This is a genomic window from Pedobacter sp. 01N416 (assembly GCF_056399685.1).
Map to the genome: position 1 here is coordinate 1 of NZ_JBFTRT010000031.1, position 15546 is coordinate 15546.

Below are 15546 nucleotides of genomic sequence, written 5' to 3' on the forward strand. Positions count from 1 at the left end.
AGAGATCAATCTTCAGCCAGGTGTTGATGTAGACGATTTTCAAAAAGAGGTAATCGAAAAAGCTGGTAAAGATTATGAAGTCAGAAATCAGGCCGAGCAAAATAAATCACTCTACCACATTTTAAACACCGAAAAATGGGCGGTATACATTATTCTTACTTTTATCCTGATTATTGCTATATTTAATATCATAGGGTCGTTAACCATGTTAGTAATTGATAAAGTGAAGGATGTAGCCATTCTGAGCAGTTTAGGCGCAGGCAAGAAATTAATCAAACGTATATTTTTATTTGAAGGAATGATGATTACCATGTCTGGCTGTGTGCTGGGCTTAATTATCGGCCTCATATTTTATTATTTTCAGCACACTTATGGTTTTATCAAAATGGGTGATGAAGTAAATAAAACGCTGGTAAGTTCTTATCCAATCGGATTAAAATGGAAGGATTTTGTTTTAGTTTTTGTTACTGTAGGCATCTTCTCATTTTTGGCATCTGCTTTGTCATCCAATTTAAGTGTTAAAAAGATAGATCAAATTAATCAAACTATATAAAATGAAGTTATTTAAACAAGCAATTGTATTTGTTGTGCTCCTTGGCGTAGCCGCTACAGCTTGTAGAAACGATAAAGCCGAGGGAGAAAAAAGTAATCTGAAAACGGTTAAAGGTTTATATAGTTTTGGCCCTGAAATGAAGTCTTTTACCTTATGTGAAGATGGGCGTGAGTATTGGGTTAAAGACAGTGTAAGAAATTTAGAGCTCTCTTATAGTAACCTGGGGTTCGAAAAGCCTTACGAGCCAGTATACGTAGAATTAGAAGGTTATTTCGCAAAGTCTGATACGGCTACAGTTTCACCTGATTTCGATTCTACCCTGGTGGTGATGAAAGTGCTTAAAATCAGTAAAGAAATCCCTGACGGACCTTGTTCGCAATAATTCATCCAAAACCTACAGGAGTCGTCATGCTGTCCCGAATCTTCGGGATCAAACACCTTGGTTCGTGTCTCCACGAACTAAACCAATGGTTTAGATAAATAGCTTATACAATTGTTAGATTGAAAGCCTAGCGTTTTAAGATAGTTTTTTCTTGAAGCGCAATTGCAGTACTAGTCGGTTACGGCATTCCTGCTTTCCGTTACAAGTCCTCTCCCGATGAAAAATCGGGATGCGGGCTTTTCACTTCAATCAGGGCTAATTTTCAGCGCTTTTACTGCTATTGATGGTTTGGAGCGCAATTTCGCAACGCCCTGCAACCACAAATAGTAGCACCTTCTCTGCCACCTAAACCTGATCGGAGTGGTTCTGATCCTTCATCAGAAAGAACGCAGAGCAGGATGATTTTGGCCTAATTGCTGCTGCACTTGCTTTCCAAATTATTTAACGAATGATCGTGATAAAACCAGAAGTCCACCCATCTTTGTTCAGTTTGTTAATAGCTATTTCAAACCCTTCTTTTGCATCTCTAAACCCTTCCAAAAGTTCCGCTCTGGCCTGTGCAGCTTCGGCAAGCTCCATGGAGGTATATACTCCGATCAGTTTAAAATCCTCGCCACCATCAAGCTTCTCATCAATATGCGTGTGCCACAATAGATAAACAAATTCCATGTTCTAATTTAATTTAACAAAAAAAGCTTTCCTGTTTCCAGAAAAGCTTTAGAAATTATAATAAAAAGATATCTTCTACCAGTATATACTGTAAAGGGCTACCAATAAGCCGATAATAATCAAAGAACCAACAGCGAAACCTGTTGTGGTTTTGAACATTTTCGAATCAATTTCCAGTCCTTTTGGATTAACACCGTTTTTGTTTTCGAACAAGCTGATAATTACCATACCGATAATACAGAATACGAATACAATACCCATTCTATCTAAGAAAGGGATTTCATAAATACCAGCATTTTTAACCGAGAAGCCCACTCCCGATAACCAGGAAAGATCGGTCCATGTAGGAAGAACCTTTAACAATAACGATAATCCGAAACCACCAATTGTTGCAAAAAGTGCTGCATTTGAAGTAGCTCTTTTCCAGAAGAAACCGAGAATGAACATGGCAAATATACCTGGAGAAACAAAGCCTGTGTACTCTTGGATATATTGGAATCCACCTTTTTTATCGATACCCAAATATGGTGCAATAATAACACCCAACACCATGGCTACAACTACCGCAATTTTACCGGTAAAAACAAGGTTCTTTTCAGAAGCATCGGTTTTTAATACTTTTTTGTAAATATCAAGTGTGAAAATGGTTGCAATACTGTTTGCTTTACCAGCTAATGAGGCTACAACTGCTGCAGTTAATGCTGCAAACGATAAACCTTTTAATCCGGCAGGTAATAAGTTTAACAGTACCGGGTAAGCACGGTCTGGATTAACAGATCCGTCCTGCAGCATTTCCGATTGGAAAGCCCCGTCTTTATACAATACATAAGCTGCAATACCTGGCAATACCACAATAATTGGCATTAATAACTTTAAGAATGCAGCAAACAAAATACCCCCACGGGCAGTTTTTAAATCTGCACCTAAAGCACGTTGCGTGATGTATTGATTACAGCCCCAATAGTTAAGGTTTACAATCCACATACCGCCTACTAATACGCTTAATCCCGGTAAATCAATGTAATTCTCATTTTCAGGTTTTAAGATCATGTGGAAGTGTTCTGATGCTTTTGAGGTCATAAGGCTATAACCTTCAAAAATACCTGAGGTTCCGTAATGGGTAGAAACCAGGTTTAATGCCAGGTATGTTGTGGCCAAACCACCCAGAATTAAGAAAAATACCTGAATAACATCGGTATAACCGATTACTTTCATCCCGCCAAGTGTAATTACGATGGCAAAAGCCGCAATGGCATACATACAGAAAGTCAAATCGAATCCAGAGATACTGCTAACAGCTAAAGCACCTAAATAAAGAATTGATGTTAAGTTTACCACTACGTACAACAATAACCAGAACACAGCCATAATCATGGCAACGGTTCCGTTGTAGCGTTGGTGTAAAAACTGCGGCATTGTGGCGATCTTGTTTTTCAGGTAAACCGGAATAAAAAAAACAGCAACAATAACCAGGGTAAGGGCAGCCATCCACTCGTAAGTTGCAATTGCCAATCCCATCTTAAAGYCCGATCCGCTCATGCCGATAAACTGTTCCGCAGAAATATTCGATGCAATTAAAGATGCACCGATTGCCCACCATGTAAGTGAACCTTCAGCTAAGAAATAATCTTTTGAGCCTGTGGATGCGGATTTTTTCTTATTGTAGATGTACAGACCGTAAGCAGCCACAATAACGAAGTACACCGCAAATACAATGTAATCCTTCGTGTCCAATAAATTGTTTTTCATTAATATAATAGTGGTTATTTGGTTTAGAAATCTAAATGTAGTAAAATCATAAATTAATCTCAGCTTTTTTTTGAATTAAAAAGTGTTAAAGTAACGTTTATTAATTTGGGCTGCTAAAAATTAACAGCTATTCTACTTTCCACACGCTACCGGATGGGTTAAATTAATGGAGGTCGCCCCAGTTTTCATCCATGGTCTGTGTCTCCACAGATCATTCTAATTAAATCAAATGCCCGTGGTCTGTGAATACACAGACCACTGAGATTACATTTATAAAAATAAATTAAATATACCTGTTAATTAAGTTTTCCAGGTATTCTTGCTTTCCGCTGCGTACCTCTGGTTCGCCGTTTTCTGCAGCATAATTTCTCAAATCTTCCAAACTTAGTTTGCCTTGTTCAAATTCGGCACCCTTTCCACTATCAAATGAAGCATAGCGGTCGGTTCTTATTTTTTTGTAATCAGATTTTTGAAGAATGGCATCTGCAGTGATTAATGCCCTTGCGAAGATATCCATGCCGCCAACGTGTGCATAGAACAGGTCTTTGGGGTCTGTAGAGTTACGGCGGATTTTAGCATCGAAGTTTACACCTCCACCCTGTAAGCCACCACCTTCTAAAATGATCAACATCGTTTCCGTTAGTTCGTTAATATCGTTAGGGAACTGATCGGTATCCCAGCCATTTTGATAATCGCCACGGTTTGCGTCGATAGAGCCTAATAAGCCATTATCTACTGCAACCTGTAATTCATGCTGGAAAGTATGGCCGGCCAAGGTAGCGTGGTTAACTTCTAAATTTAATTTGAAATCGGCGAGCAGATCGTATTGTTGTAAAAAGCCTTTCACCGTTGCCGCATCGTAATCATATTGATGTTTAGAAGGCTCACATGGTTTCGGTTCGATGAAGAATGTTCCTTTGAAACCCTGTTTGCGTGCATAGTCTTTAGCTGTATGTAAGAATTTTGCCAAGTGTTCCTGCTCACGTTTCATGTTGGTGTTCAATAAGCTCATATAGCCTTCTCTTCCTCCCCAGAACACATAATTTTCGCCACCAAGAGCAATGGTAGCATCTAAAGCAGCTTTAACCTGTGCAGCGCCGTGTGCCAGCACATGGAAATCAGGATTGGTAGATGCGCCATTCATGTAGCGCTTATGGCTGAATAAATTCGCTGTTCCCCAAAGTAATTTTACCCCGCTATCTGCTTGTTTTTGCTTGGCATACTCAACAAGGGCCTGTAATCTGCGTTCGTTTTCGGCAATATCGTCGCTATAATCTACCATATCCACATCATGGAAACAATAATAAGGGATCTGCATTTTAGTGATAAATTCAAATGCCGCATCCATTTTATCTTTTGCCCTTTCTACTGCATCTTTTTTTTCATCCCAAGGGAAAATGTGCGTTGCGCCGCCAAATGGATCTGCACCATTGCCGTTAAATGAATGCCAATACGCACAGGCAAATTTAAAATGCTCGTTCATGGTTTTGCCCGCTACTACTTTGTTGGCATCATACCATCTAAATGCTAATGGATTGTCACTTTCCAGGCCTTCAAACTTGATCTGCTCAATGCCTTTAAAAAATTCTTTTGCTCCTGTTACTACTTTTGTCATGTTATTTTGTTTTTTGGTTGGTGGTCTGTTGGTCAATAGTTCATAGTCGGTCTCGCCATGTACGATCAATCATTAACCAATTGCTAATTGTTTCTCTAATATTTTTTTCCAATCCTGATAAATGGGTTCGTATGTTGCCGAATGTTGAGGGATTAAAGTTTTAATTACTTCGTGGTTGTTAAAAGCTTCTTCTGCGCTTTTAAAGATGCCAGCCCCTATCCCAGCCCCTAAGGCTGCGCCTATACTGCCGTCGTTTTCGTAAAGTTCTACCGGAATGCCTGTAACGTCGACAAAAGTTTGTGCAAATACATCACTTAAAAAGAGGTTGGCCTTCCCAGCACGGATTACTTCAGGTTTCATGCCGTTTTCTCTCATAATATCCAGTCCATATCGGAAAGAAAAGGCAATCCCTTCTTGTACTGCCCTAAAAATATCTGATTGGTTGTGAAGATTTAAGTCGATGCCTAACAACTGGGCGCCAGTATATTTGTTGTTTAACATCCGCTCGGCACCGTTTCCGAAGGGGAGCACTTTTAAGCCATTGCTTCCTATTGGTGCTTTTAATGCCAGATTATTCAGTTCGGCATATGTAGACTGTGGTGCGAAATTATATTTTGCCCAACGGTACATGCTGCCAGTGCCATTGATACAAAGTAAAACGCCGGTATGTTTTTTCTCTTCTGAATAGGTTACATGTGCAAAGGTATTCACCCTCGATTGTTTATCGTAAGTAAGATTGTTGCTTACCCCATATATCACACCTGATGTTCCGGCCGTTGCAGCAACTTCTCCAGGCTTTAATACATTTAATGAAAGTGCGTTGTTCGGCTGATCGCCAGATTTATAGGCTACCGGGATGCTGGCTGAGAGGCCTAGAGATTCTGCAACATCAGCTTTTAAATAACCGTGTTCGGAAAATAAAGCTTTCACCTGCGGAATAACGTTGCCTGAGATTCCGTAATAATCTATTACATCTTTGGAAATTTCATGATTTTCAAAATCCCAGAAAATGCCTTCAGATAATGCAGAAATACTTGTTGTAATTTCTCCTGTTAATTTCATTGAGATGAAATCGCCCGGGAGCATTATTTTATCGATGTGGTTATAGATCTCTGGCTCATTTGCTTTTACCCAGGCCAGCTTTGAGGCTGTAAAGTTTCCGGGAGAGTTTAACAGGTGTTTTAGCGATTTCTCCTCTCCAATGGCCTCAAAAGCACCATTGCCTAACTCAACGGCCCTGCTATCGCACCAAATAATACTATCACGAAGTACGTTTTGGTCTTTATCTACTACAACCAGCCCATGCATTTGGTACGCAATGCCAATAGCTTTAATCTCTTTAGGATTAAATAAGCTTGTCGAATTTAATTTGAGAATGGCTTGCTGAACATTTTGCCACCAATCATCGGGTGATTGTTCTGCCCAGCCCGATTGCAAAGATTTAATTGCTGTTTCCTCTTCCGGGTATTGTGCTGTCGCAATGTTTTTCTGTGAAGCTACATCAACAACTGCAACTTTTATAGATGAGGTTCCTAAATCAATACCTAATAAATACATGGTTTTAAATTATTTTAATATTTGGCTATGCAAACGGTTGCATAAAGATAGTAGTTAAAATATAAAACGCAAATTTTTGTAACATTTATTCCATTTTATGCAATCGGTTGAATTGAATGCTATTCCTAATTTAAACTATAATTGAATTATTTTAATAATTTATATTTTTGCCGTTACATTAAAATTAAATTATGGAAGAGATTACCTGGAATGATTTCGAAAAGGTAGAACTGAGGGTAGGCACCATTTTAGAGGCTTTCGAATTTCCAGAAGCCCGGCGGCCTGCCTATAAAGTTAAGGTAGACTTTGGCGAATTCGGCATAAAAATGAGCAGTGCGCAGATTACCAAACATTATTCTTTGGACGAATTACCGGGGAAACAGATTGTAGGGGTGATCAACTTTCCGAAAAAACAGATCGGAAAATTTATGTCCGAATTTTTGGTAACTGGTTTTGCTGACGAAAACGGTGATATCGTATTGACTGCCGTACAAAGTAAAGTTCCTAACGGGAGTAAATTGGTTTAGTAAACATACTTCCCATTTTCCCGCAGATTTAAAAAGATAAGACACGCAAATCGACGCAGATTTCTAAGCAATTTAAAATGTTAAATTCTGCGGCTTTCATCAGCGCCGATCTGCGGGAAAATAGCCCTGATTGAAGTGAAAAGACCGGAGTGAGGTACGAATGAGGACTTGTAACGGAAAGCAGGACTGAGGTAACCGATTAGCACTGTAACTGCGCTCCAAAAACCTAATCAGAAAAAGTTTACCTATAGACTTCAGAAGTTTCGCCTGACTGTTACCTTTGGAAACTTAGGAAGTCTTACCCTATATTTGCCACATGAGTTTTTACAACTTCGAAAATACCGACCCTGAAGAAGAGGATATCCATTATATGAAATTGGCTTTGGAAGAGGCAAAAAAAGCTTTGGCTGAGGATGAAATTCCCATCGGCGCAATAGTGGTTAGTAAAAACAGGATTATTGGTCGTGGCTACAATTTAACTGAGCGCTTCAATGATGTTACTGCGCATGCAGAAATGCAGGCGTTTACCTCTGCAGCGCAAACGATAGGCGGGAAATATTTAAGGGATTGTACCTTATATGTAACCATCGAGCCCTGTGTAATGTGTGCCGGTGCAAGTTATTGGACACAGATCGGTCGTATTGTGTATGGTGCCAGAGAAGAAAAAAGAGGCTTTATCTCCAAAAACGCAAATCTGCTGCATCCGAAAACGGTGTTAAAAGGAGGGATAATGGCAGAGGAATGTGCAATATTGATGAGGGATTTTTTTGCAAAGAAAAGGTAGAAGAGACGAGTTAATGGCTCATGGTTTATAGTTCGTAGGGAAACGGGCTATTTTACTATCGACCATCAACTATCGACTGAAAAGTTAATTTTTCATTAAAACTGTTGGTTATCGTCCTGAACCTTACAGCTTTTAAATCCTCCCAACTTTACAACAACAGCGCAGAAAACGATTTGATGATAATAACATGAACAAATCTTAACGTTCTAATGTTATATTTGCTACAAGAAACATTTTTAAATCTTTAAACATAAAACATTATGGCTTTTGAATTACCTGCGTTACATTACGCAACCGATGCATTAGAACCGCATATTGATAAAACTACCATGGAAATCCACCATGATAAACACCATCAAGCTTACGTTACCAACCTAAATAAAGCTTTAGAAGGTAAGCCAGAAGCGACTTCTAGCATCGAGGAAATTGTAAAACACATTTCAAAATTCCCAGCTGCTGTGAGAAACAACGGTGGAGGTCACTATAATCACTCTTTGTTCTGGAACATTTTAGGTCCAAATAAAGGTGGTGAGCCAACTGGCGATTTAGCTAAAGCAATTAACGAAACTTTTGGTTCGTTTGCTGATCTTAAAACTAAATTACAAGAAGCTGGTGCTACCCGTTTTGGTTCAGGCTGGGCCTGGTTATCAGTAGGTGCTGATAAAAAACTTCAGGTTTCTTCTACACCAAACCAGGATAACCCTTTAATGGATGTTGCTGAAGTTAAAGGAACACCAATTTTAGGTATCGATGTTTGGGAGCATGCATACTATTTAAAATACCAGAACAAACGCCCTGATTATTTAGCGGCAATTTGGAATATAATTAACTGGGATGCAGTTGCTGAGCTTTACAAAAAAGCTTTATAAGCTAAACATTCAATAAAATTTAAGAAAGTCCCGATGCAAATCGGGACTTTCTTGTTTTAAGATAATTAAGTAACTTCGCAGATATAAAATGTTCGAAATGAAAAGGCTTGTAATTTTATTTTTAGTTATTGTTGGTGTAAATGGATTGGTGCGTGCACAGCAAAATAAAGTGCCTACTCCAGGAGAAATTGCACAGAAGAATGTGGAGGATCTGGATAAACGATTAAAACTAAATGGCACACAAAAAAGCGTAATTTACAGCTTTACCTATAACCAGGCGAAAGAGCAGGCAGATTTAATCAAAAGACAACAGGCAGGCAACTCACGTGAAGAGGATGTAGATAAATTTTATAAGCTACAGAACGAAACATCAAAAAATATCCGCAATGTTCTAAGGCCAGAGCAGCAAACCGAATATGATAAAATCATTGAGGAACGTTTAAGTGGTAAAGGCCTTAAAGCAAAAAATAAGAAAAAGAAAAAAGGCGAAGAGGAAGAAGTGGAGAGCGATATTAAAGGATTGTTATCAGCACCTCCAGTAGGAAAACAAGATCTCTAAGCAAGCTAGTGTTTTTGTAATCGATTAATTCAATAACAAATGCCAGAGATAATCGTAGGTACTATTGTACTCGGACTACTATTGTCGCCACAGTTACTTGCAGGTTTTTTGGCAAAGCGAACAGGCCGGGATTTTTGGTTCTGGTTTTTGATTTCCTTTTTAATCCCCATTGTTTCATTAATTATTTTAATCTTTTTAGAAGATAAAAACCCCGCTGCATCAGGCTACAAACTGGCTGATCATGTAGATAGGGAGAAGGGGTTAGTTTCCGGAGCTGTGAAATAATCAATTTTATAGAAAAGTCGTCATTGCGAGTTACGAAGATAACCGAACGATTGAGCTCATGAAGACCTTTAAAAACAACTGCAAAAATGAATAATCTTAATGCACTCGCTACTAACGATCGTTGTAAGATTGCTTCGTCGGCTGAAAAAGCCTTCTCGTAATAACGATCATATTAAAAGCTTTCGAAGTTTTTCCATCGCTTCGCCCTTTTAAACTTCGCAAGAAGAACTAAATCCCAACAATATCTTTTTTCTTTTTTTGCTTCATGGCTTTTGGGATAATTTCTAAAATCTCATCTTTTAAAGCATTAAGCATCCGTTTTTTAATAAAGTTTTTATGGGTTACCAGGCTGATCTCACGCACAGGCTCAGGCGATTTAAAATGTCGGATTTTACTAGTTTGTTTTGTATTTAATTCTGCTATGGCCAGCTCAGGCAATAATGTTGCGCCACCGTTTAAATCGACCATTCTAACCAGCGTTTCTACACTGCCTGTATTGTATTCCAGTCCCTGCAATCTGTTGTTTTTTGTAGAGCGGCAAATGTTCAAAACCTGATTGCGCATACAATGACCTTCGTTCAAAAGCCAGATGTTTTCGTCATTCAGGTCTTCCGCATCAACGGCTTTCTTTTTATAAAGTTTGCTGTTTTTGCTGATATAGCTTACAAAGTTTTCGTAATATAATGGAATTTCGGTAATGTTCGGATCGGTAAGTGGGGTGGCTAAAATACCACAATCCAGTACACCTGTTTTGAGGTGGTGAATAATATCTTCGGTGGTATATTCCCAGATTAAAAGTTTTAATTCAGGATATTTATCCAACATGGCAGAAATTACTTCGGGGAGCAGGTATGGCGCAACAGTTGGAATTACGCCTATTCTTAGTTCGCCTAAAACATCCTGTTGCTGACTGCTGATCAGTTCTTTTATTTTTCCGCTTTCCTGTAAAATAACCCTGGCCTGGGCAATAATCTGGGCGCCAATTTCGGTCGGACTTACTGGCTGTTTGCTCCTGTCGAAAATTTTAACGCTRATCAGTTCCTCCAGTTTTTGCACCTGCATACTTAAGGTAGGTTGCGTTACAAAACATTTATCTGCAGCGGTAACAAAACTTCTGTAAGTATCTACAGCAACAATATATTCTAGCTGAACTAAAGTCATATAGTTAAAATTTATTTATCTGATCAAATATATAAATTCTAACTATATAAAATTAATGAATGAGCGAATTAGTGAGTGATTGAATGGAAGGATTAAAGCATTCTGTCATCCAACCCTTCTCTCATTCAATTATTTTTTAGTACCGGCTTTCAAAATCCTGATAAGCCAAAGCAATACCTTCGCGAAGTTCTATTTGATGTTTCCAGCCTAAATTATGAAGTTTGCTTACGTCCATCAACTTACGTGGTGTTCCATCAGGTTTGCTTGCATCGAATACCAATTCGCCTTCAAAGCCCAATACGTCTTTGATTAATAAAGCTAAATCTTTAATGGTTAAATCGTGTCCCGTACCGACATTGATCAAATGTGGTTCGTTGTAGTTTTGCATCAGGAAATAACAGGCGTCTGCCAGATCATCTGCAAATAAAAATTCGCGCATGGGCGATCCTGATCCCCAAACTACAATTTCTTTTTCGTTATTTGCTTTTGCCTCGTGTACCTTACGGATCAAAGCAGGTAAAACATGCGAATTTTGAGGGTGATAATTATCATTAAAGCCATACAAATTTGTTGGCATTACCGAGATAAAATTACAGCCATACTGATCGCGGTAGGCATCGCACATTTTGATCCCTGCAATTTTTGCAATGGCATAAGGCTCATTGGTGTGCTCTAAAGTTCCGGTTAAAAGGTAGTCTTCTTTTAAAGGCTGTGGGGCCATTTTTGGGTAAATACAGCTCGATCCCAAAAACATGAGTTTCTTAACGCCATTTACATAAGCATTGTGGATCACATTATTTTGTATGGCTAAATTCTCGTAGAGGAAATCGGCCCTGTATGTATTGTTGGCTACAATGCCACCTACCTTTGCTGCGGCAAGAAATACATAATCTGGTTTTTCTGCTGCAAAGAAATCGGTAACCGCCTGTTGGTTGCGTAAATCTAGCTCGCTCGAAGTTTTGGTTATAATATTCTCGTAACCCTCTTTTTGCAGTTTGCGGTAAATGGCCGAACCCACCATACCACGATGACCCGCAACATATATTTTAGCGTTTTTTTCCACGGTATTTTTTATAGGTTACAAAAATACGATTCCTAAATAAGAATGACATTAATCTTTCTGGCAAAAGAAACTTCGATTATTGATTTAATTGTATTTTTGCAGAAAAAAAACTTTTGGGTAAAGATAAACTTAGGCGTTTTGCAGAAATTGAAACATTTGCAAACGTATATCAATTAGAACAAGGAAAAACTTTAAAGGGAAACTGGGCTTCAGAACATTTTAAAAATACGAATCCCATTGTGCTCGAGCTGGCATGTGGAAAAGGCGAATATTCGGTAAACTTAGCCAGGTTATTTCCTGAAAAAAACTTTATAGGTATTGATTATAAAGGTAACCGCATTTGGAGAGGCGCAAAAACAGCTATTGAAGATGGAATTAACAACGTTGCTTTTTTAAGAATCCAGATTGAAAATTTATTGGAGTATTTCAACGAAGGAGAAATTGATGAGATCTGGATCACTTTCCCCGATCCGCAACCACAAGATAGCCGTGAGAAAAAACGTTTGACTTTCCCCGCATTCCTGAACCGTTATAAACTTGTTTTAAAACCAGGCGGCAATGTTAATTTGAAAACGGATAATGACCAATTGTATGCTTATACTTGCGAAAAGGTTGCAGAATTAGGATTGCCTGTACATAAAAATACCGATCATCTGTATACTTCAGAACTGGTTGATGAAGTATTGTCGATCAAAACCTATTACGAGAAAAAATACTTGTTACACGATAAAAATATTAATTATATTCAATTTTCTTTTGAATAATGGATACCAATTTTTACGAACAGGTTTATGAGATTGCCCGGTTAATTCCGAAAGGAAGGGTTACATCTTATGGGGCTATCGCGAAAAGTTTAGGTGCAGCAAAATCATCAAGAATGGTTGGACATGCCATGCTTTATGCCGGAACAGCCCATCCTGGTGTGCCTGCCCATAGGGTGGTAAACAGTAGTGGCTTGTTAACCGGAAAGTTTCATTTCAAGCCGCCCGAACTGATGGAGGAGTTGTTAAGGAAAGAAGGCGTTGAAGTGAAGGACGATAAGGTGGTGAACTTTAAAAAAGTATTCTGGAATCCGCTCGAAGAAATTACAGTATAACGGGTAAACTTCGTTTATAATCGGTAAGGGTAAAAATAATCAGAATCAATAAACCTAAACAGGCGTAGAAAATTTCGTCGGTTAAATTCCCTTTAAAAAGCGTAAAGGCTAAGATAACAAAGATAATACTAACAAAAAACTCAATAAGACCATGAAGTTTAAGGTTAATGATCTTAAAAATACCCCCGCTGAAATTAGTGGTTATCGTTAATAAAAAATGAATGATGCCCAATGTGTAAGCCAATGTTGAAGCGGTTTTAGAAAGACCAAAAATATCGGGCGAAGCCAATAAAAGCATTACCAATAGGTAATCTAAAACGGCATGAAATTTTGGAGATATCATTTTCATAATCAAATGTTTATATCCCTAACAAATAACAGTTAAAAAAGATTTTAAAATATGGGAAAGCTTGTAGAAGAATTTAATGGCTATCGTGAAAAAATGAACGATAGAATTATGGAGACGGCGAATACAAATATTAAACGATTTTTTGCGCTCGATACAACCTCCTATGCTGATGGAGCCTTAGATGTTRAAACGAAAGAGATGTTAGGCCTGGTAGCCTCGATGGTTTTGCGCTGTGATGATTGCATTAAATACCACCTCGGAAAATGTTTCGATGCAGGTGTAAATCATGATGAGATGAACGAAATTTTCATGATCGCCAATCTCGTGGGCGGTAGTATTGTAATTCCACATTACAGGAGAGCGGTGGAGTATTGGGATGAATTGAGTTTGGAGGCGGGAGTTTAACTCATTTTGTACAGAAGAATCGTCATGCTGAACTTGTTTCAGCATCTGCTTGAGAAAATTATCTCAAGATAAAGACCCTGAACTAAATTACCTACGGTGAGCTCGCTTAAGGCTCGGTTTACTGTGTAGCTTTCCGCTGCGCTACAGGTCAGGGTGACGAGCGTATTTTATTGATCGCCATTTTAACAGTTTGTAAAGAATATTTAATTTAAATTTTTCGAAAGGTGAAACTATGCAAGACTCAAAAATACGCTGTAGTTGGGCCGGAAACGATCCGCTCTATATCAAATATCACGATGAAGAATGGGGAAAGCCTGTTTATGATGATAAAATTTTATTCGAATTCCTGATTCTCGAAGGTGCGCAGGCTGGCTTAAGCTGGATTACTATTCTCAGAAGACGGGAAAACTACCGTAAAGCCTTCGCCGATTTTGATGTTAACAAAGTAGCCGCTTTTACCGAAAAAGATATAGAGCGCTTAATGAACGATGAAGGCATTATCCGTAATCGTTTAAAAGTTAACGGAGCCATTACCAACGCTAAACTGTTTATCGAAATCCAGAAAGAATTTGGCAGTTTTTCTAAATACATGTGGGCTTTTGTTCCAGGTGGCAAACCGATCCAAAATCAGATTGAAAAAATGAGTGATGTTCCGCCAAGAACTCAACTTTCCGATCAGATTAGTAAAGACATGAAGAAACGTGGTTTCAAATTTTTCGGCACCACCATCTGTTATGCACATATGCAGGCAACCGGCATGGTTAACGACCATTTGTTAAACTGCTGCGCAAGGTAATGTTTGCTTCAGCTACAATACACACGGATAGATTTTTATTGAGGCAATTTTGTTCTGACGATCTAGCATTTATTTTTGAAGGATTATCCCATCCTGATGTGATTCGCTATTATGGTGTGCGCTATGCAAGCCTAGAGGAAACCAATGAGCAATTGATCTGGTTCAATGACCTTCAAAAAAATGAAACAGGTATCTGGTGGGCAATCTGTGATAAAGAAAACCTTGGTCTCTTAGGTGCCATAGGATTTAATGATTTAAGTAAAACAGATCAAAGTGCTGAAATCGGTTTTTGGCTGTTGCCCAAACATTGGGGAAAAGGCATCATTAAAGAAGTAGCAAATCCCATTTGTAATTATGCCTTTGAGAAATTAGGCTTAATAAAAATCGAGGCTATGGTTGAAACTCAAAATGAAAACAGCAAAAAGGAGTGTCTTCGGTTATTGCTTTCATAGGTACTTCCTGTAAAGGACCAGCACCTGGTTTTTCAATAAAGTAACGAACAATAGGCGCACCCGCTGGTCTCTCTGGTGCAGCATTACGGCCACTGCCGATGCTAATGCCTCCACCCATACCCATGCCACCATAACCACCGGTTCCTGTTCCAATACCAATTGATGGCCTGAATTTTACTTTTTTCTCTTTTACTGCAGGAACCAAGGTACCTCCGCCAAAAGAATAAAGATTAACCGTTCCCATTTCGATTACCTTAACAAAACGGTATTCGAAATTGCGCCCATTTGCAAAACCCTTGCTCACAAAGCTATCACCGTTCCAGAAGAAGTTCTTAACATCCTTAGCAGGCAAAATCACATCGGTTTCATCATTGGCGCTAATAAAAACCGAAAAATAATCGGTGCCCTTTATCGTTCCACGGATGACATCATCGTTGTTTTTAACAATAAAATCCTGAGCTGAAAGTTGATTTAGCGTAAGTAAGAAAAGAAAAACAGATAATAGAAATTTCATATGCTCAATTGCTTTTCACAAATAACGGAACTTAATTCCAAAACATACTAATTCAGATTAATTTTGATATTTCCTGTCGCTACATCAGGATGCTCTTTTTGAAAATTAATAAATGATTCTTTCATTTTATTTAAAGCATAAGCTTTTGTATTGACAATATT

The 15546-nt window shown here is 38.5% G+C and carries 20 protein-coding genes; 12 read left to right on the forward strand and 8 right to left on the reverse strand.

Going from position 1 to position 15546, the window contains the following annotated elements; translation table 11 throughout:
• Both AC1DND_RS03095 and AC1DND_RS03100 read left to right on the forward strand, forming a co-directional pair.
• On the forward strand, nt 1-553 hold a 553-nt coding region (locus AC1DND_RS03095), incomplete at its 5' end, for an ABC transporter permease (protein ID WP_477579024.1).
• A 1-nt stretch (nt 554) separates the two neighbouring features.
• On the forward strand, nt 555-935 hold the full coding sequence (locus AC1DND_RS03100; RefSeq protein ID WP_029276929.1) for a hypothetical protein: 381 nt from the start codon (nt 555-557) through the stop codon (nt 933-935).
• Nucleotides 936-1376: 441 nt separating this feature from the next.
• Here AC1DND_RS03100 and AC1DND_RS03105 read toward each other — a convergent pair whose 3' ends face one another.
• The 4 genes from AC1DND_RS03105 to AC1DND_RS03120 form a co-directional block, all read right to left on the reverse strand.
• The gene (locus AC1DND_RS03105; RefSeq protein ID WP_477579026.1) at nt 1377-1604 is read right to left on the reverse strand and encodes a DUF7336 domain-containing protein; all 228 of its coding nucleotides are present in this window, start codon (nt 1602-1604) and stop codon (nt 1377-1379) included.
• Nucleotides 1605-1679: 75 nt separating this feature from the next.
• Nucleotides 1680-3353: a sodium/sugar symporter gene (locus tag AC1DND_RS03110; protein WP_477579028.1), complete on the reverse strand. Its 1674-nt coding sequence runs from the start codon at nt 3351-3353 to the stop codon at nt 1680-1682.
• A 283-nt stretch (nt 3354-3636) separates the two neighbouring features.
• On the reverse strand, nt 3637-4968 hold the full coding sequence (gene xylA / locus AC1DND_RS03115) for a xylose isomerase (protein ID WP_477579030.1): 1332 nt from the start codon (nt 4966-4968) through the stop codon (nt 3637-3639).
• Nucleotides 4969-5040: 72 nt separating this feature from the next.
• Nucleotides 5041-6525, reverse strand: coding sequence for a xylulokinase (locus AC1DND_RS03120; protein WP_477579032.1), 1485 nt, complete (start codon nt 6523-6525; stop codon nt 5041-5043).
• Between the two features lie 191 nt (nt 6526-6716).
• Between AC1DND_RS03120 and AC1DND_RS03125 the strand changes: the two genes are divergently transcribed.
• The 5 genes from AC1DND_RS03125 (at nt 6717) to AC1DND_RS03145 (ending at nt 9549) form a co-directional block, all read left to right on the forward strand.
• Complete coding sequence (locus tag AC1DND_RS03125; protein WP_057930747.1) at nt 6717-7052, forward strand: tRNA-binding protein; 336 nt, start codon at nt 6717-6719, stop codon at nt 7050-7052.
• 316 nt (nt 7053-7368) lie between these two features.
• Nucleotides 7369-7836 (forward strand): nucleoside deaminase, encoded by a 468-nt coding sequence (locus AC1DND_RS03130; protein WP_215165794.1) that lies wholly within the window; start codon nt 7369-7371, stop codon nt 7834-7836.
• A gap of 260 nt (nt 7837-8096) precedes the next feature.
• The gene (locus tag AC1DND_RS03135; RefSeq protein ID WP_477579034.1) at nt 8097-8705 is read left to right on the forward strand and encodes a superoxide dismutase; all 609 of its coding nucleotides are present in this window, start codon (nt 8097-8099) and stop codon (nt 8703-8705) included.
• A 97-nt stretch (nt 8706-8802) separates the two neighbouring features.
• Complete coding sequence (locus AC1DND_RS03140; protein ID WP_477579036.1) at nt 8803-9264, forward strand: hypothetical protein; 462 nt, start codon at nt 8803-8805, stop codon at nt 9262-9264.
• 39 nt (nt 9265-9303) lie between these two features.
• Nucleotides 9304-9549: a hypothetical protein gene (locus tag AC1DND_RS03145; RefSeq protein ID WP_477579038.1), complete on the forward strand. Its 246-nt coding sequence runs from the start codon at nt 9304-9306 to the stop codon at nt 9547-9549.
• A 228-nt stretch (nt 9550-9777) separates the two neighbouring features.
• Here AC1DND_RS03145 and AC1DND_RS03150 read toward each other — a convergent pair whose 3' ends face one another.
• Complete coding sequence (locus AC1DND_RS03150; RefSeq protein WP_215165801.1) at nt 9778-10710, reverse strand: hydrogen peroxide-inducible genes activator; 933 nt, start codon at nt 10708-10710, stop codon at nt 9778-9780.
• 136 nt (nt 10711-10846) lie between these two features.
• The gene (gene fcl, locus AC1DND_RS03155) at nt 10847-11773 is read right to left on the reverse strand and encodes a GDP-L-fucose synthase (protein WP_256449200.1); all 927 of its coding nucleotides are present in this window, start codon (nt 11771-11773) and stop codon (nt 10847-10849) included.
• Nucleotides 11774-11886: 113 nt separating this feature from the next.
• On the opposite strand from fcl, the gene trmB reads away from it, so the two are divergent.
• Nucleotides 11887-12537: a tRNA (guanosine(46)-N7)-methyltransferase TrmB gene (gene trmB / locus AC1DND_RS03160; protein ID WP_477579041.1), complete on the forward strand. Its 651-nt coding sequence runs from the start codon at nt 11887-11889 to the stop codon at nt 12535-12537.
• Nucleotides 12537-12869, forward strand: a complete 333-nt coding sequence (locus AC1DND_RS03165; RefSeq protein WP_477579042.1) for an MGMT family protein — start codon at nt 12537-12539, stop codon at nt 12867-12869. Before trmB ends, AC1DND_RS03165 begins: the two co-directional genes overlap by 1 nt.
• Here the strand turns inward: AC1DND_RS03165 and AC1DND_RS03170 are convergent.
• A complete protein-coding gene (locus AC1DND_RS03170; protein ID WP_477579044.1) occupies nt 12859-13218 on the reverse strand; it encodes a hypothetical protein in 360 nt (119 codons plus the stop codon). The two genes, AC1DND_RS03165 and AC1DND_RS03170, sit on opposite strands and share 11 nt — an antisense overlap.
• 51 nt (nt 13219-13269) lie before the next feature.
• Here AC1DND_RS03170 and AC1DND_RS03175 point away from each other — a divergent pair, with 51 nt between their 5' ends.
• From AC1DND_RS03175 to AC1DND_RS03185, 3 genes are all read left to right on the forward strand, one after another.
• Nucleotides 13270-13623, forward strand: a complete 354-nt coding sequence (locus AC1DND_RS03175) for a carboxymuconolactone decarboxylase family protein (RefSeq protein WP_477579046.1) — start codon at nt 13270-13272, stop codon at nt 13621-13623.
• Nucleotides 13624-13855: 232 nt separating this feature from the next.
• The gene (locus tag AC1DND_RS03180; RefSeq protein WP_477579048.1) at nt 13856-14419 is read left to right on the forward strand and encodes a DNA-3-methyladenine glycosylase I; all 564 of its coding nucleotides are present in this window, start codon (nt 13856-13858) and stop codon (nt 14417-14419) included.
• Complete coding sequence (locus tag AC1DND_RS03185; protein WP_477579050.1) at nt 14419-14871, forward strand: GNAT family N-acetyltransferase; 453 nt, start codon at nt 14419-14421, stop codon at nt 14869-14871. Before AC1DND_RS03180 ends, AC1DND_RS03185 begins: the two co-directional genes overlap by 1 nt.
• Here AC1DND_RS03185 and AC1DND_RS03190 read toward each other — a convergent pair.
• Nucleotides 14810-15385 (reverse strand): hypothetical protein, encoded by a 576-nt coding sequence (locus AC1DND_RS03190; protein ID WP_477579052.1) that lies wholly within the window; start codon nt 15383-15385, stop codon nt 14810-14812. The genes AC1DND_RS03185 and AC1DND_RS03190 overlap by 62 nt on opposite strands.
• Nucleotides 15386-15546: the final 161 nt, after the last annotated feature.

Excerpts from the sequence above, each read along its gene's own strand:
- AC1DND_RS03100 (WP_029276929.1), top strand. The coding sequence starts at position 555 with ATGAAGTTATTTAAACAAGCAATTGTATTTGTTGTGCTCCTTGGCGTA.
- AC1DND_RS03105 (WP_477579026.1), bottom strand. The coding sequence starts at position 1,604 with ATGGAATTTGTTTATCTATTGTGGCACACGCATATTGATGAGAAGCTT.
- xylA (WP_477579030.1), bottom strand. The coding sequence starts at position 4,968 with ATGACAAAAGTAGTAACAGGAGCAAAAGAATTTTTTAAAGGCATTGAG.
- AC1DND_RS03120 (WP_477579032.1), bottom strand. The coding sequence starts at position 6,525 with ATGTATTTATTAGGTATTGATTTAGGAACCTCATCTATAAAAGTTGCA.
- AC1DND_RS03125 (WP_057930747.1), top strand. The coding sequence starts at position 6,717 with ATGGAAGAGATTACCTGGAATGATTTCGAAAAGGTAGAACTGAGGGTA.
- AC1DND_RS03130 (WP_215165794.1), top strand. The coding sequence starts at position 7,369 with ATGAGTTTTTACAACTTCGAAAATACCGACCCTGAAGAAGAGGATATC.
- AC1DND_RS03135 (WP_477579034.1), top strand. The coding sequence starts at position 8,097 with ATGGCTTTTGAATTACCTGCGTTACATTACGCAACCGATGCATTAGAA.
- AC1DND_RS03140 (WP_477579036.1), top strand. The coding sequence starts at position 8,803 with ATGAAAAGGCTTGTAATTTTATTTTTAGTTATTGTTGGTGTAAATGGA.
- AC1DND_RS03145 (WP_477579038.1), top strand. The coding sequence starts at position 9,304 with ATGCCAGAGATAATCGTAGGTACTATTGTACTCGGACTACTATTGTCG.
- AC1DND_RS03165 (WP_477579042.1), top strand. The coding sequence starts at position 12,537 with ATGGATACCAATTTTTACGAACAGGTTTATGAGATTGCCCGGTTAATT.
- AC1DND_RS03170 (WP_477579044.1), bottom strand. The coding sequence starts at position 13,218 with ATGAAAATGATATCTCCAAAATTTCATGCCGTTTTAGATTACCTATTG.
- AC1DND_RS03180 (WP_477579048.1), top strand. The coding sequence starts at position 13,856 with ATGCAAGACTCAAAAATACGCTGTAGTTGGGCCGGAAACGATCCGCTC.
- AC1DND_RS03185 (WP_477579050.1), top strand. The coding sequence starts at position 14,419 with ATGTTTGCTTCAGCTACAATACACACGGATAGATTTTTATTGAGGCAA.
- AC1DND_RS03190 (WP_477579052.1), bottom strand. The coding sequence starts at position 15,385 with ATGAAATTTCTATTATCTGTTTTTCTTTTCTTACTTACGCTAAATCAA.